At 61.4% G+C, this 12,848-nt stretch carries 17 protein-coding genes and 1 pseudogene; 10 read left to right on the forward strand and 8 right to left on the reverse strand.

The genetic code is table 11. The features are described from left to right. Positions 1–46: 46 nt before the first annotated feature. Positions 47–830: pseudogene (locus ACZYR5_RS17365) on the forward strand (N-acetylmuramoyl-L-alanine amidase). A 96-nt stretch (positions 831–926) separates the two neighbouring features. Here the strand turns inward: ACZYR5_RS17365 and ACZYR5_RS17370 are convergent. The 5 genes from ACZYR5_RS17370 to ACZYR5_RS17390 form a co-directional block, all read right to left on the reverse strand. Beyond that, positions 927–1,838: an SDR family oxidoreductase gene (locus ACZYR5_RS17370; protein WP_027618566.1), complete on the reverse strand. Its 912-nt coding sequence runs from the start codon at positions 1,836–1,838 to the stop codon at positions 927–929. A gap of 145 nt (positions 1,839–1,983) precedes the next feature. Next, on the reverse strand, positions 1,984–2,886 hold the full coding sequence (locus tag ACZYR5_RS17375; RefSeq protein ID WP_489090322.1) for an alpha/beta fold hydrolase: 903 nt from the start codon (positions 2,884–2,886) through the stop codon (positions 1,984–1,986). Next, on the reverse strand, positions 2,886–3,659 hold the full coding sequence (locus ACZYR5_RS17380; RefSeq protein WP_489090323.1) for a class II aldolase/adducin family protein: 774 nt from the start codon (positions 3,657–3,659) through the stop codon (positions 2,886–2,888). The genes ACZYR5_RS17375 and ACZYR5_RS17380 overlap by 1 nt, the downstream gene beginning before the upstream one ends. Positions 3,660–3,800: 141 nt before the next feature. After that, positions 3,801–4,487, reverse strand: a complete 687-nt coding sequence (locus ACZYR5_RS17385; protein WP_489090324.1) for an LrgB family protein — start codon at positions 4,485–4,487, stop codon at positions 3,801–3,803. Next, positions 4,477–4,863 carry a CidA/LrgA family protein gene (locus ACZYR5_RS17390; RefSeq protein ID WP_489090325.1) on the reverse strand — a complete coding sequence of 129 codons (387 nt, stop codon included), beginning with the start codon at positions 4,861–4,863 and terminating at the stop codon, positions 4,477–4,479. Before ACZYR5_RS17390 ends, ACZYR5_RS17385 begins: the two co-directional genes overlap by 11 nt. Before the next feature lie 96 nt (positions 4,864–4,959). Between ACZYR5_RS17390 and ACZYR5_RS17395 the strand changes: the two genes are divergently transcribed. Further along, a complete protein-coding gene (locus ACZYR5_RS17395; RefSeq protein ID WP_489090326.1) occupies positions 4,960–5,856 on the forward strand; it encodes a LysR family transcriptional regulator in 897 nt (298 codons plus the stop codon). Here the strand turns inward: ACZYR5_RS17395 and ACZYR5_RS17400 are convergent. Continuing rightward, positions 5,837–6,292 carry a flavodoxin gene (locus tag ACZYR5_RS17400; RefSeq protein WP_489090327.1) on the reverse strand — a complete coding sequence of 152 codons (456 nt, stop codon included), beginning with the start codon at positions 6,290–6,292 and terminating at the stop codon, positions 5,837–5,839. The two genes, ACZYR5_RS17395 and ACZYR5_RS17400, sit on opposite strands and share 20 nt — an antisense overlap. A 154-nt stretch (positions 6,293–6,446) precedes the next feature. Here ACZYR5_RS17400 and ACZYR5_RS17405 point away from each other — a divergent pair, with 154 nt between their 5' ends. Together ACZYR5_RS17405 and ACZYR5_RS17410 are read left to right on the forward strand one after the other, a co-directional pair. Further along, positions 6,447–6,923, forward strand: coding sequence for a PAS domain-containing protein (locus ACZYR5_RS17405; RefSeq protein ID WP_489090328.1), 477 nt, complete (start codon positions 6,447–6,449; stop codon positions 6,921–6,923). Positions 6,924–6,977: 54 nt separating this feature from the next. Then, positions 6,978–7,583 (forward strand): hypothetical protein, encoded by a 606-nt coding sequence (locus ACZYR5_RS17410; protein WP_489090329.1) that lies wholly within the window; start codon positions 6,978–6,980, stop codon positions 7,581–7,583. Positions 7,584–7,586: 3 nt separating this feature from the next. Here the strand turns inward: ACZYR5_RS17410 and ACZYR5_RS17415 are convergent, their stop codons facing one another. Further along, positions 7,587–8,546 carry a MerR family transcriptional regulator gene (locus ACZYR5_RS17415; RefSeq protein WP_489090330.1) on the reverse strand — a complete coding sequence of 320 codons (960 nt, stop codon included), beginning with the start codon at positions 8,544–8,546 and terminating at the stop codon, positions 7,587–7,589. Positions 8,547–8,757: 211 nt separating this feature from the next. Here ACZYR5_RS17415 and ACZYR5_RS17420 point away from each other — a divergent pair, with 211 nt between their 5' ends. From ACZYR5_RS17420 to ACZYR5_RS17445, 6 genes are all read left to right on the forward strand, one after another. Beyond that, positions 8,758–9,327 (forward strand): antibiotic biosynthesis monooxygenase, encoded by a 570-nt coding sequence (locus ACZYR5_RS17420; RefSeq protein ID WP_489090331.1) that lies wholly within the window; start codon positions 8,758–8,760, stop codon positions 9,325–9,327. A gap of 69 nt (positions 9,328–9,396) precedes the next feature. Beyond that, positions 9,397–10,107, forward strand: a complete 711-nt coding sequence (gene folM, locus ACZYR5_RS17425; RefSeq protein WP_489090332.1) for a dihydromonapterin reductase — start codon at positions 9,397–9,399, stop codon at positions 10,105–10,107. Positions 10,108–10,129: 22 nt separating this feature from the next. Beyond that, positions 10,130–10,690, forward strand: a complete 561-nt coding sequence (gene folE / locus ACZYR5_RS17430; protein ID WP_489090333.1) for a GTP cyclohydrolase I FolE — start codon at positions 10,130–10,132, stop codon at positions 10,688–10,690. A gap of 2 nt (positions 10,691–10,692) precedes the next feature. Next, positions 10,693–11,064, forward strand: coding sequence for a dihydroneopterin triphosphate 2'-epimerase (folX, locus tag ACZYR5_RS17435; RefSeq protein WP_489090334.1), 372 nt, complete (start codon positions 10,693–10,695; stop codon positions 11,062–11,064). 96 nt (positions 11,065–11,160) lie between these two features. Further along, positions 11,161–11,457, forward strand: coding sequence for a DUF1244 domain-containing protein (locus ACZYR5_RS17440; protein WP_027618554.1), 297 nt, complete (start codon positions 11,161–11,163; stop codon positions 11,455–11,457). Next, entirely contained in the window at positions 11,450–11,788 is a 339-nt protein-coding gene (locus ACZYR5_RS17445; protein ID WP_489090335.1) for a HopJ type III effector protein, read from the forward strand. Before ACZYR5_RS17440 ends, ACZYR5_RS17445 begins: the two co-directional genes overlap by 8 nt. 58 nt (positions 11,789–11,846) lie before the next feature. On the opposite strand, the gene trxB is transcribed toward ACZYR5_RS17445, so the two are convergent. After that, a complete protein-coding gene (gene trxB, locus ACZYR5_RS17450) occupies positions 11,847–12,803 on the reverse strand; it encodes a thioredoxin-disulfide reductase (protein ID WP_489090336.1) in 957 nt (318 codons plus the stop codon). Positions 12,804–12,848 lie beyond the last annotated feature (45 nt).

A 12,848-nucleotide genomic window follows, 5' to 3' on the forward strand; every position in this document is an offset into this window, starting at 1 on the left:
TGGTGATTCAGCACCAACTCCCGACTAACGAAGAGGCATGCACATCATGTTTGCTATCAACCGAAATTATCGCGCCCAGGCGTTCAACAACCGCGACCGTTGTTTGATCATTCATTACACCGCGGGCAACTTTTCCAGTTCGCTCAGCGCCCTGACGGGCCCCAATGTCAGTGCGCATTATCTGATCCCCGATATCAGCGACAGCACTTACCTCAAAGCCGGTTACTCCGATCAGCAGATTTTCTGCCTGCTCGAAGAACACCAGCGCGCCTGGCATGCCGGCGTCAGCCACTGGGCAGGCCGGCGTCAGCCACTGGGCAGGCCGCAGCAACCTCAACGACACGGCCATCGGTATCGAGGTGGTCAATCAGGCAAGCGACAACCAGGGCCTGTTCCAATTCCCGCCCTATCACCCGCAACAAATCGCCGCCATCGAGCAACTGGCAACCGACATCCTCCAGCGCTACCCGGACATCGGTCCATGCAATGTGCTTGGGCATTCGGACATTTCCATCGGCCGCAAAAGCGACCCGGGCGCCGCCTTCCCCTGGCACGCGCTGTACCTCAAGGGCATCGGCGCCTGGTTCGACGATGATTGCCGTGACAGCTGCCTGGCTCAATACCAGCAAGTCGGCCTGCCGGATCGTGCAACCCTGCTCAAGCAGTTCAAGGAATATGGCTACGACACGTCCGGGGCGACGTCCGAGGCGGGCTATCGGCAACTGGTGCGAGCCTTCCAACTGCACTTTCGCCCGGAGCACTATGATGGGGTAATGGATGCGCAGACCGCGGCGCGGTTACAGGCGCTGGTGAGCAAGTACGTGGGTTGACTTTCAGTATTCGCGAAGACCGCTTGAGCGCCGAATGAACGACTCCAGACAACATCGAGCGCAAGCCCCTCCCTTGCGCTCGATCCAGTTTCCCAGCTACAACGCATACTTCTGCAAATTACCCATCATCTCTTTCAACGCTTCGATGTTGTCCTTCGGATGCGCCGCGCCTTCGAAGTCGCAGATCTGTTGCCAGTGGGCGGCGACGTCTTCCGGGGAGAAGCCTTCGCGCGGATCGAAGCCGGCGCCGAGGCTTCGCTCCCAGCGCACTTTGCCCATCCAGCCGCCGCCGACTTCGAACAGGCCCGAGGTTTCCTGGCAGTTTTCGCTGGCCAGGTACACCACCAGCGGGCTGACCAGTTCCGGTTTCAGTTGCTCGAAGACTTGTGGCGGGATCAGGCCTTCGGTCATGCGCGTGCCGCCGGTGGGGGCGATGGCGTTGACCAGGATGTTGTTCTTGCGGCCTTCGAGGGCCAGGGTGCGGGTCAGGCCGTACAGACCGAGTTTGGCCATGCCGTAGTTGGACTGGCCGAAGTTGCCGTAGATGCCCGAAGTGGATGCGGTGAAGATCACTCGCCCGTAGTTCTGCTCGCGCATGTGCGGCCAGGCGGCGCGGGTGACTTTGTAGGCACCTTCGACATGGACCCGGTAAACCAGGTCCCAGTCGCTGTCGTCCATTTTGTGGAAGGTCTTGTCCCGCAGGATCCCGGCGTTGTTGACCACCACGTCGATACGGCCAAAGGCGTCGAGGGCGTGCTGGACGATTTTCTCGCCGTCGGTCACCGAGTCATGGTTGGCCACCGCAGTGCCGCCTGCTTCACGGATCTCGGCCACGACGCGATCAGCCGCCGAGGCATTGGCGCCTTCGCCCTGGGTCGAACCGCCGAGGTCGTTGACCAGCACCTTGGCGCCCTGTTTGGCGAACAACAAGGCATGGGCCCGTCCCAGACCACCGCCGGCACCGGTAACGATCACGACTTTATCTTCGAAGCGCACAGACTCATTCATTACCCAACTCCAGCAGGCCAAGGACAGTGGCTTCAGTGTCGGGCAGCGGACCGGGGCCGACAATCAACTGGGCGGCGGCTGAATGGTGGGCAATAAGGTAGGGGGATGATTGCCGGACGCGACAACGCCGGCACAGGAGATCAGCTCAGGAACAGGCGATTTTCAACGACGGTGAGTCCAGTTGCTCGCGAAACGCCAGGTAATGCCGGAGTACCTGCGCCGGTGCTTCGATTTGCGGGTAGTGGCCAATGCCGGGCAGCAGCACGCTGTCGGGCTTGGTAATCAGCTGCCGGTAACGCTCGACCATGTGGCTGCCGGAAACCGGGTCGGCTTCGCCGTCGATCACGCGCATGGGCACGCTGGACGATTGCATGGCGCTGAGCCAGCGCTCACGCTGGGCGCGGCGTTGCGGCACGTAATTGATCAACTTGTGCAGCACCCGCGTCCCGCGGTTGCTGTCGATCAGGCTCCAGAAATCATCCAGCTCACTTTCGCTGGGACGAGTCTGCGGACCGAAGATCTGCCGGAAACTCTTGACCAGCGCATCACGGGTGAACGCACGGCCGATCATCCAGCCGATGGGGCTGAGCAGCAGCTTTTGCATCAACACCGGCCGATGGGTTTCGGGAAACAGGCCGCCGTTGAGGAATACGCAACTGGCAATCTCGGCGCGCGCTTCGACGTGCCGGGCCAGCAACTCTTGCGCGACGCTGTCTCCATAGTCGTGGGCCAGCAGGTGCACGCCCTGATCCACACCCAGGTGCGCGAGCAAGGCCTGTTGCAAGTCGGCCTGTTCCAGCAGGCAGTAATCATGGTCCTGGGGTTTGGCCGAATCGCCAAAGCCGAGCATGTCGCAGGCAATCACCCGATAGCGCTGGGTCAGGGGCTGCCACAGGTAGTGCCAATCCCAACTGGCTGTGGGAAAACCATGGATCAGCAGCAAGGGTTCGCCCTGCCCGGCCACCCAATAGCGAATGGTCTGACCACGGAAGACCAGGCTCTGGCTACGCTTGCGCCAGACACGCAGCGGTATCTCGGTGAGATCCATTAGAGTCTGTACCCCGGGTCTTGTTTATCCAGCTTGCGTAGCAACGCCGGCCAGGCCAGCGCGCCTCCCATGCCTTGCGAACTGCGGGTCACCCCGGCCAGCATGGCCTTGGCGCCAGCGAGAATCTGCGGCTCGATGGCAATCAGTTCGGCCCCGCCATTCTGTGCCAGGACCTGGATGTCGCAGGCACGCTGGAAGGTGAACATCATCAGAAAGGTGTCGGCGATGCTGGCGCCGCAGGTCAACAGGCCATGGTTGTGCAGCATGAGGAAATTGCGGTCACCGAGGTCGGCCTGCAGCCGGACCTTTTCCTCGTGGTTCAGCGCCACCCCCTCGTAGGCGTGGTAGGCCAGGCTGGACAGGACAAACAGCGCCTGCTGACTGATGGGAAGCACGCCCTGCTTCTGCGCGGACACCGCCACGCCGGCGGCCGTGTGGGTATGCAGCACACAGACCACGTCATGCCGCACTTCGTGCACCGCGCTGTGGATGGTGTAGCCGGCCGGGTTGATCTCGTAGGGACTGTCCATCAGTTTGTTGCCGGCCTGATCGACCTTGACCAGGCTCGAGGCGGTGATTTCGTGAAACATCATGCCGTAGGGATTGATCAGGAAATCTTCGGTGCCCGGCACCTTGGCCGAGATGTGGGTGAAGATCAGATCGTCCCAGCCATGGGCGGCGACCAGTCGGTAACAGGCGGCCAGGTCAACACGGGCTTGCCATTCGGCAGCGCTGACCTGATCTTTCACGCTCTGGACGGGGGCTACGCTCACGGCAAGGACCTCGGGTTCTTATTATTTTCTGGCAGTGAACGCAGTCTAGTCAGGAGTCTTGATTAGGGTAGTTGCATTGGCAGCCAGCTTACTGACCCATCGAGTCAGTTAGCTGACAACTGCCATATGACGTGAAGTGGGTCACAACCAATGGGTCAGAAGAGGCGCCGCGAACAGGTTGAGCAAGCCGGTCAGGACCATCACCAGGCCCGCCACCGAGCCTTCTTCGCCGCCCACTTCGTGGGCGCGACTGACACCGGCACCGTGGGCCCCGACGCCGAACAACGCGCCGCGCGCCAAGGCACTGCGCAGTGGCAACCACTTGAGCAGGATGCCGCCGAGCATGGCGCCGAACACCCCGGTAAACATCACGAATACCGCCGTCAGCTCCGGCACGCCACCGAGGTCGTGGGCCAGGGGCATGGCGAAGGGCGTGGTGATCGAGCGTGGCAGCAGCGACATCGTCACCGAGCTGTCCAGCGCCAACGCCCGCGCCAGGGCAAACGAGCTGCCCATCGACGCGGCGCTGCCCGCCAGCATCCCCAACAGCAACGCCGGCCAGTGACGGATCAGCATCTGCCGCTGTTGCCAGATCGGCACTGCGAAGGCCACGGTGACCGGGCCCAGCACCGCCATCAGCCAATGGGTATTTTTCGCGTATTCGCTGTAGGTCGCGTGCAGTGGTATGGCCGTGAGCAGCAGGATGGCGGGGACCAGGATCAACGGCGACAGCAGGTAGCGTCCGCTGCGTTTATACAGCCAGCGACTGAACACGTAGGCTGCCAGGGTAAACAGCAGCCAGAACAGCGACATCCACTCAAGTTTCATGACGCAGGCTCCAGCGACACACCAGCTCCACGGTAAAGGCCGTGACCAGCATCACCACCAGGGTGCTGACCCCGATCACCAGCAGGATCCGCCAGCCTTCGTCACGCAGCAGGCCGCCGTAGTCGAGCAGGCTCATCAGCGCCGGGATAAAGAACAACAGCATCTCGGCCAGCAGGAAGCCGGCGCCCATGTTCAGCGTGGCCGGTTTGACCCAACCCAGGGCGAAGGCCAGCAGCAACACGGCCAGACCCATCACCCCACCGGGAATCGGCCAGTCCAGCCAGCTCGCCAACTGACAGCCGAGCAGATAGATCGCCAGCAACACCGCCAGCTCTGCCAGCAGCCGAATAAATTTTTTCACAGTATCAGGGTTCATTTTTGCGCTCCTCACAGGTGGCCATTTTAAAGAGCCAGCTGTCATCGCCGAAGCGAATTGTTAGACTCAAACCCATTCCAAACTGGAATTACACCCATGGAATTCAAACAGCTGCGCAGCTTCGTCGAGGTGATTCACCAAGGTGGGTTCACCCAAGCCGCCAAGACCCTGCACATCAGCCAATCGGCCGTCAGCAAGCAGGTGGCCCAACTGGAACACAGCCTGGGCACGCCACTGTTGCAGCGTCAGGGTTCGCACGTTCAACTGACTGCCGCCGGCAGCGTCGTCCTGCAACGCGCCGAAGACATGCTGCGCCTGCGCAATGAATTGCTCAGCGAGCTGGATGACTTGAGTGAGCTCAAACGCGGTGAACTGCGCCTCGGGCTGCCGCTATTGGGCAGTGATGCGCTATTTGCCGGACTGTTCGCCGAGTACCGCCGGCGCTACCCGAACATCAGCGTGCAGTTGCTTGAGGGTGGCAGCCTGAATATCGAGCAGGCGGTGCTCAGTGGTGAGCTGGAACTGGGCGGTGGCCTGCAGCCCAAGGACCCGCAATTCGCCTGGCAGCCCTTCTGCGATGAACCGCTGGATGCATTGCTGGCCACCGACCATCCCTTGGCCGGCAACAGCAGCGTGCGCCTGGAAGAGTTGGCCGAGACGCCCTTCCTGCTCTATCAGCGCAGCTTCGTCCTCAACGAACGCCTGCTCCAGGCTTGCCAGCAGGTCGGCTTTACGCCCAGGGAGGGCGGGCGCAGCGGCCAGGCGGACTTTCTTGTGGCGCTGGTGGCGGCCGGGCAAGGCGTGGTGCTGTTGCCCAGGGTGGTTGCGCGCGGGTTGGTGCGGCCGGGCGTGGTGCGCCTGGCCTTGCACGCTCCCGAGTATCTGCGTTGGGACATTGCCTTTATCTGGCGCCAGGGCGCCTATCTGTCGAAAGCCGCCCAGGCCTGGCTGGCACTGCTGCGCGAGCAGCCGGTCAGCCGCGCAATGCCGTGATCAGCTCGTTGAGCCACGGCTCGGCATCGCTTTCGGGGGTCACGCTTTCGCTGGCATCCAGGCGCAACATCGGCAGCACTTCGCGCACGCCCAATTCGCCGAACAGTTCACGCATCTGTTCGCCGCCGCCGCAGAAGGTGTCGCCGTAGCTGGCATCGCCCAGGCCGATCACAGCGCCAGGCAAGCCGCGCAATGCGCCCGGCAGTTGGTCATGCAGTGTCGAATACAGAGGCTGCAGGTTGTCCGGCAATTCGCCCATGCCCGTGGTCGAGGTCACGGCAAGCAATGCCTCGGGAGCGAACTCGAGCACTTCGGCGAGAGTCGCCCGCGGGTGGTGCCAGGCATTGAAACCTGCCGCATTGAGTAACGTGCGCGCGTGACGGGCGACTTCTTCTGCCGTGCCGTACACCGAGCCGGAAAGGATGGCGACTTTCATCAATCTGATCCTGAAGCTGAGTCAAAGACCGGCGATCTTACCAGTTGGCGAGAAAAAACTGCGATTGAGTCTCAATTGGCCCTGATGGCAAGTGGACAGCCGCCAACCATGCCTTAAAATCAAGCGCACTTCTCAACGTTGAATGGATGCTCCGATGATCAATGCGCAATTGATGCAAATGGTGATCAACGCTTCGAATGACGGGATTGTGATTGCTGAAAGGGAGGGGAAAGAAGACGCCATCCTGATCTACGTCAACCCGGCTTTCGAGAAGCTCACGGGTTACAGCTCGGAAGAGATTCTTTATCAGGACTGTCGTTTCCTGCAGTCAGGAGACCGCGACCAGGCGGCACTTGAATCCGTTCGAGAAACCCTGAGGAGCAATGGCTCGTGCCGTGAGATCCTGCGCAACTACCGCAAGGACGGCACCCCGTTCTGGAATGAGCTGTCGCTTTCCACGGTAATAAACGAGAACGACGGTCAGACTTACTTTGTCGGCGTCCAGAAAGATGTGACGGTGCAGGTCAAAGCCCAGCAGCGAGTCGCCCAATTGGAAGCACAATTGGCCGAGGTTCAGGCCGAGCTGGCGGCACTGAAAGCGACCAGCGGTCAGAACCAGTTAGCGAATTAATGGTCACTCACTACAATCACCAATAACTTTGTAACTATATCCTTCGAGCTAGCCATGCAGCGCGACGCCCTCCTGACCCAGGATGAGCTGGATTTCATCCGGACCATGCAACACAACCCGCAGCTCAACGTGCGTGATGCCACGTCGAGCCTGCTGGTCAATGGTGGTTCGCAAATCCGCGACCTGCTCACGCGTCTCGCAGCCAATGAGCAGGTGACGATCCAGGCGCAGTTCGAAAACCAGCAGATCACCTTCCCCCTGCACCTGGAGGAAGACGAATTTCATGCGCTGCATTTGCGCCTGGGTGTGCCCAGCATCTACGAAGGTGGGCCGATGGTCCGCCCCTGGCGCCTGGCGCTTGAGGAGCCGGTCGCGTTGGAAAATGCCAAAGGCCAGCCGGGAGCACTGTGGGTCCACGAGATTTCGTTCAAGGGGGTTTTGTTGGAGGTGCGCAATCGCACCAAGCCACCGAAAGGTTTCTCGCTGTGGTTCAGCCCATCGGGGTATGAGCGCATTGCCCTGCGCGGGACTTTCGAGCGGCAGAACGAGCAGGGCTTTTATGCCTATCGGCTGAATCAGGGCAACAGCGGCGAAACCGAACGGTTACGCCAGTACATTCTCCAGCAGCACCGCCTGAGCCACCCCGCCCTGCACCTTTGAGTCTCAGGTATCCAGCGTTCCGCCGAGAAACTGCTGCAGACGCTGCCGCATTTCCAGGCCGTCATTGCCCAGGCAACCGATCGAGGAGCCGGCCAGGCTGTCCCGCGCCAGATCCGATGCAGTCCCCGCCAACAACAGGCGGCAATCCACGCTCATCGCCAGACGGTTCAGGCGACGCGTGAAGTCGCTCGCCGGCGCACGGTTGGAAACCAGTACCAATGCCTGCGGGCGGATTTTTTCACAAATCAGCGTCAGCTCTTCGAATGGTTTGCCCAGGGCCAGGACCCTGGTACCGGTATCTGCTCCGCTCAGGAACAACCCGGCCAGCAGCAGCTCCAGCTCATGACAATGCCCGTCGATCGCGACCACTGCCACCTGTGCCGGCTGCGATCCCCGCGCCATCATCAAACGCTGCGTGACCCGGGTCCGCAGGAACGCGTCGAGCATCACCCACTCGCTGGTCCGACCAAATAGCTCTTTTTGCTGCAGTGCCAGCGTCCATACCGGCATGAAAATGTCCTGGAACACCACCGGCACTGAATAAGTGGAGAACACCTGGCCGTAGATCCGCGCCAGCTCCAGGTCATCATAATTGACCAGCGCGGCGCGAATCTGCCCCTGCCACTGGGCGTAATCCGCCCGGACCAATTCGTCGGGAATGATATTCGACAAGGCCTGGGTGACCTTGGACCGCGCGAGGATCTTGCCGACCTTGCTGACCGGCACGCCGCGGCCGATCCAGCCGAGGATGCTGCGAATTGCCTCGATATCGCTCACAGAATAGAGCCGATGCCCACTTTCGGTGCGCGTCGGCTGGATCAAGCCGTAGCGCCGTTCCCAGGCACGCAGGGTCACCGGGTTCACGCCCGTGAGCCGCGCGACCTCTCGAATCGGGAACATCTGTTCCGCGCTGTTGGACGTGTTCGTCTGCAAAGAATGAGAAAGGTCAGAAGTGACGACCATTGCTGCGGGACCATCCGTGTCAGTTCAATCGTACTCTATACTCCCAACCCCACTGTCTATACAAGTAGAGCAGTGCTGGACCAATAGATCTGTCGAACTCTACACGATCGGGTCCGACCCTTGCTTGTTTGCAACACAAGCCCACTACCCCGGCGCTGTGTTGTGTACGCCTCCTACCCGGAGCTGCGTACGAGTCCTACGGAGATACATAATGTCTACCTCACCTGTCACCCTGATGGTGGCCCGCCGCGTTGCCAGCGGTCGCTATCAAGACCTGATCGCCTGGCTGCGCGAAGGCGAACAATTGGCCACTGACTTTCCCGGTTATCTGGGCTCCGGCGTGCTCGCGCCGCCGCCCGGCGATGACGAATTCCAGATCATCTTCCGCTTTGCCGACGAACAGACCCTGCACGCCTGGGAGCACTCCGCTTCGCGCACGGCCTGGCTGGGGCGCGGCAGCGACTTGTTCGCCCATCCCTCGGAACATCGGGTCAGTGGCATCGACGGTTGGTTCGGCGCGGCCGGTCAACGCCCGCCGCGCTGGAAGCAAGCGGTGGCGATCTGGCTGGCGTTCTTTCCGGTGTCGCTGCTGTTCAACTTTGTCCTGGGCCCGCTGCTCGGTGAACTGGACATGCTGGCGCGAGTGTTTATCAGCACCCTGGCCCTGACGCCCTTGATGGTTTATTTGTTCATCCCGCTGTCGACCCACCTGCTGGCCGGCTGGCTGAACAGTACGCCGGCGCGCGCGTTGCCCGCCGAGGCTTCGCCGCAGAACAACTGACCCGACCCGTTGAGGTATCCGGCTCGCGGCGCTGGTATAGTTTTGCCATACCCGCGAAACGAGCCGTCCATGCCCTCCTCCCCAGCCCCGATCCTGATCACCGGTGCCAGCCAGCGCGTCGGCCTGCATTGCGCGCAGCGCCTGCTGGAGGATGGTTATCCGGTGATCATCAGCTATCGTAGCGAGCGCCCGGGCGTGCAGGTCTTGCGCGAACAGGGTGCCACCGCGCTGTATGCGGACTTTTCCAGCGAAGCCGGGATTCTCGCCTTCATCGATCAGCTCAAGCGCCACACCCCATGCCTGCGGGCCATTGTGCATAATGCTTCGGCGTGGATTGCGGAAACGCCCGACAACGAGATGGCCGCCTTCGCACAGATGGTCAACGTGCACATGCTCGCGCCCTACTTGATCAACCTGCATTGCGCCGCACTGCTGGAACGCTCGAGCCCCGCCGATATCGTGCACATCAGCGATGACGTCACCCGCAAGGGCAGCAGCAAGCACATTGCCTATTGCGCGAGCAAAGCCGGACTGGACAGCCTGACCCTGTCGTTCGCCGCCCGCTACGCGCCGACCATCAAGGTCAACGGCATCGCCCCGGCCCTGCTACTGTTCAATGCTGACGACGACGCGGCCTATCGCACCAAGGCCCTGGCCAAGTCGGCGCTGGGCTTCGAGCCCGGCAGCGAAGTCGTCTATCAGAGCCTGCGCTATCTGCTGGACAACCCCTACGTCACAGGCACCACCCTGACCGTCAACGGCGGACGGCACGTCAAGTAAGCCGTCCCCGCGAGGAAACATCATGAGCTTGAGCCTGCCCCAGCAATACCGCGAGATTCTCGTCGGCCTCGGTGAAGATCCCGAGCGCGAGGGCCTGCTCGATACCCCGGTGCGCGCGGCCAAGGCCATGCAGTACCTGTGTCACGGTTATGGGCAAAGCGTCGAGGAGATCGTCAACGGGGCGTTGTTCGCGTCTGACAACGATGAGATGGTGATCGTCGACAACATCGAGCTCTACTCACTCTGCGAACATCACCTGCTGCCCTTCATCGGCAAGGCCCATGTGGCTTATATTCCTACTGGCAAGGTACTGGGCCTGTCGAAGATCGCCAGGATCGTCGACATGTTCGCCCGACGGCTGCAGATCCAGGAAAACCTCACCCGGCAGATCGCCGATGCCGTGCAAGGTGTGACCGACGCCGCCGGTGTGGCCGTGGTGATCGAGGCCCGGCACATGTGCATGATGATGCGCGGCGTCGAGAAACAGAATTCGACCATGAACACCTCGGTGATGCTCGGCGCCTTTCGCGACTCGAGCAACACCCGCCAGGAGTTCCTGCAATTGATTGGACGGAGCAAGTAGCAATGCCACAACTTCAACCGGGAATGGCCCGGATCCGGGTCAAGGACCTGAGCCTGCGGACCTTCATTGGCATCAATGAGGATGAAATCCTCAACAAGCAGGATGTGCTGATCAACCTGACCATCCTCTACTCCGCCCAGGAAGCGGTGCGTGACAACGATATCGACCACGCGCTGAACTATCGCACCATCACCAAGGCAATCATCGCCTACGTGGAGGGCAATCGCTTCGCCCTGCTCGAGCGCATGACCCAGGAACTGCTGGACCTGGTGATGGCCAACCAGAGCGTGCTGTACGCCGAGGTCGAAGTCGACAAACCTCACGCCCTGCGCTTTGCCGAGTCGGTATCGATTACGCTGGCGGCGAGCCGCTAGGCTTGGAGCCACAAGTTGCAAGCTTTAAGCTAGAAGCCACCGCACTCCAACTTGCAGCTTCAACCTTGAAGCTTGCCGCTGTCTCAGAGAGACCTCATGACCCCGCAAGAACAACTGGAACTCGAAGCCGCCGCCTTTCGCCGGCTGGTCGCCCACCTGGACAGCCGCAAGGATGTACAGAACATCGACCTGATGAACCTCTCCGGCTTCTGCCGCAACTGCCTGTCCAAGTGGTACAAGGCCGCGGCAGACGAGCGCCAGATCGAGGTCAGCCTCGATGACGCCCGCGAAGTCGTCTACGGCATGCCGTACGCCGAGTGGAAAGCCCAATACCAGCAAGAAGCCAGCGCCGAACAACAGGCGGCGTTCGCCAAAGGAAAAACCCATGACTGACCTGAACACCCTGCGCACCAGCCTCAAGAGCGGCGAACATCTATTTGCCGACACCCTGGCGTTTATCGCGGCGGGCTATGACTACCAGCCACAAGCCTTCAACAATGGCGGTGTGGAAAACGCCGCCGGCCAGAACGAAGGTTCGTGCAAGACCCTGGGCCTGGCCCTGCTCGAAGGCTTGAGCGATGAAGAAGCGCTGCTGGCGTTCGGCGAGCACTACCGCTCGGTACTGGCCACGCCAGAAGGCACCGACCACGGCAACATCCGCGCGCTGATCACCCACGGCCTGGCCGGGGTGAAGTTCGCCACCCAGCCGCTGACTCGCCGCTGAGCCCTGAATCGCGGGCAAGAAAAAACCGGCCTTGGCCGGTTTTTTCATTCCCTCAGAATCAAGCGTTCTTCAGGTTGTCCAGGTAACGCTCGGCATCCAGTGCCGCCATGCAGCCAGCGCCGGCCGAGGTGATGGCCTGACGGTAGACGTGGTCAGCCACGTCACCGGCAGCAAAGATACCTTCGATGCTGGTGGCAGTAGCGTTGCCATCACGGCCGCCCTGCACAACCAGGTAGCCGTCCTTCAGGGTCAGCTGGCCTTCGAACAGCGAAGTGTTCGGGGTGTGGCCGATGGCGATGAACACGCCGTCGACTTTCAGCTCGTCGAAGCTGCCATCGTTGTTCTTCAGGCGCGCACCGGTCACCCCCATGTTGTCGCCCAGCACTTCGTCCAGATTGGCGTTGAGCTTGAGGATGATCTTGCCTTCAGCCACACGAGCGTTGAGCTTGTCGATCAGGATCTTCTCGGCGCGGAAGGTTTCGCGGCGGTGAACCAGGGTCACGGTGCTGGCGATGTTGGCCAGGTAGAGCGCCTCTTCCACGGCGGTGTTGCCACCACCGACCACGGCCACTGGCTTGTTGCGATAGAAGAAACCATCGCAGGTAGCGCAGGCGGAAACGCCCTTGCCCATGAAGGTCTCTTCCGACGGCAGGCCCAGGTAACGCGCGCTGGCGCCGGTGGCGATGATCAGTGCGTCGCAGGTGTAGGTGCCGCTGTCGCCAGTCAGGGTGTACGGCTTGGCCGCGAAGTCGACGGCGTTGATGTGGTCGAAGACGATTTCAGTCTCGAAGCGCTCGGCGTGCTCTTTCATCCGCTCCATCAGCGCCGGACCGGTCAGGCCATGAACGTCACCCGGCCAGTTGTCGACTTCGGTGGTGGTCGTCAGTTGACCGCCAGCCTGCATGCCGGTGATCAGCAGCGGCTTGAGGTTGGCGCGGGCGGCATAGACCGCAGCGCTGTAACCGGCAGGGCCGGAACCGAGAATAATCACACGCGAATGACGTACATCAGACATGACTCACTCCTATCGACCGGCCGCTGTTCGCTGGCGCGGAATGCC

The sequence above is a fragment of the Pseudomonas sp. F007 genome (assembly GCF_057814275.1).

Coding starts and splice junctions, on each gene's coding strand:
- ACZYR5_RS17370 (WP_027618566.1), bottom strand. CDS start 1,838: ATGAATGAGTCTGTGCGCTTCGAAGATAAAGTCGTGATCGTTACCGGT.
- ACZYR5_RS17375 (WP_489090322.1), bottom strand. CDS start 2,886: ATGGATCTCACCGAGATACCGCTGCGTGTCTGGCGCAAGCGTAGCCAG.
- ACZYR5_RS17385 (WP_489090324.1), bottom strand. CDS start 4,487: ATGAAACTTGAGTGGATGTCGCTGTTCTGGCTGCTGTTTACCCTGGCA.
- ACZYR5_RS17390 (WP_489090325.1), bottom strand. CDS start 4,863: ATGAACCCTGATACTGTGAAAAAATTTATTCGGCTGCTGGCAGAGCTG.
- ACZYR5_RS17395 (WP_489090326.1), top strand. CDS start 4,960: ATGGAATTCAAACAGCTGCGCAGCTTCGTCGAGGTGATTCACCAAGGT.
- ACZYR5_RS17400 (WP_489090327.1), bottom strand. CDS start 6,292: ATGAAAGTCGCCATCCTTTCCGGCTCGGTGTACGGCACGGCAGAAGAA.
- ACZYR5_RS17405 (WP_489090328.1), top strand. CDS start 6,447: ATGATCAATGCGCAATTGATGCAAATGGTGATCAACGCTTCGAATGAC.
- ACZYR5_RS17410 (WP_489090329.1), top strand. CDS start 6,978: ATGCAGCGCGACGCCCTCCTGACCCAGGATGAGCTGGATTTCATCCGG.
- ACZYR5_RS17415 (WP_489090330.1), bottom strand. CDS start 8,546: ATGGTCGTCACTTCTGACCTTTCTCATTCTTTGCAGACGAACACGTCC.
- ACZYR5_RS17420 (WP_489090331.1), top strand. CDS start 8,758: ATGTCTACCTCACCTGTCACCCTGATGGTGGCCCGCCGCGTTGCCAGC.
- folM (WP_489090332.1), top strand. CDS start 9,397: ATGCCCTCCTCCCCAGCCCCGATCCTGATCACCGGTGCCAGCCAGCGC.
- folE (WP_489090333.1), top strand. CDS start 10,130: ATGAGCTTGAGCCTGCCCCAGCAATACCGCGAGATTCTCGTCGGCCTC.
- folX (WP_489090334.1), top strand. CDS start 10,693: ATGCCACAACTTCAACCGGGAATGGCCCGGATCCGGGTCAAGGACCTG.
- ACZYR5_RS17440 (WP_027618554.1), top strand. CDS start 11,161: ATGACCCCGCAAGAACAACTGGAACTCGAAGCCGCCGCCTTTCGCCGG.
- ACZYR5_RS17445 (WP_489090335.1), top strand. CDS start 11,450: ATGACTGACCTGAACACCCTGCGCACCAGCCTCAAGAGCGGCGAACAT.
- trxB (WP_489090336.1), bottom strand. CDS start 12,803: ATGTCTGATGTACGTCATTCGCGTGTGATTATTCTCGGTTCCGGCCCT.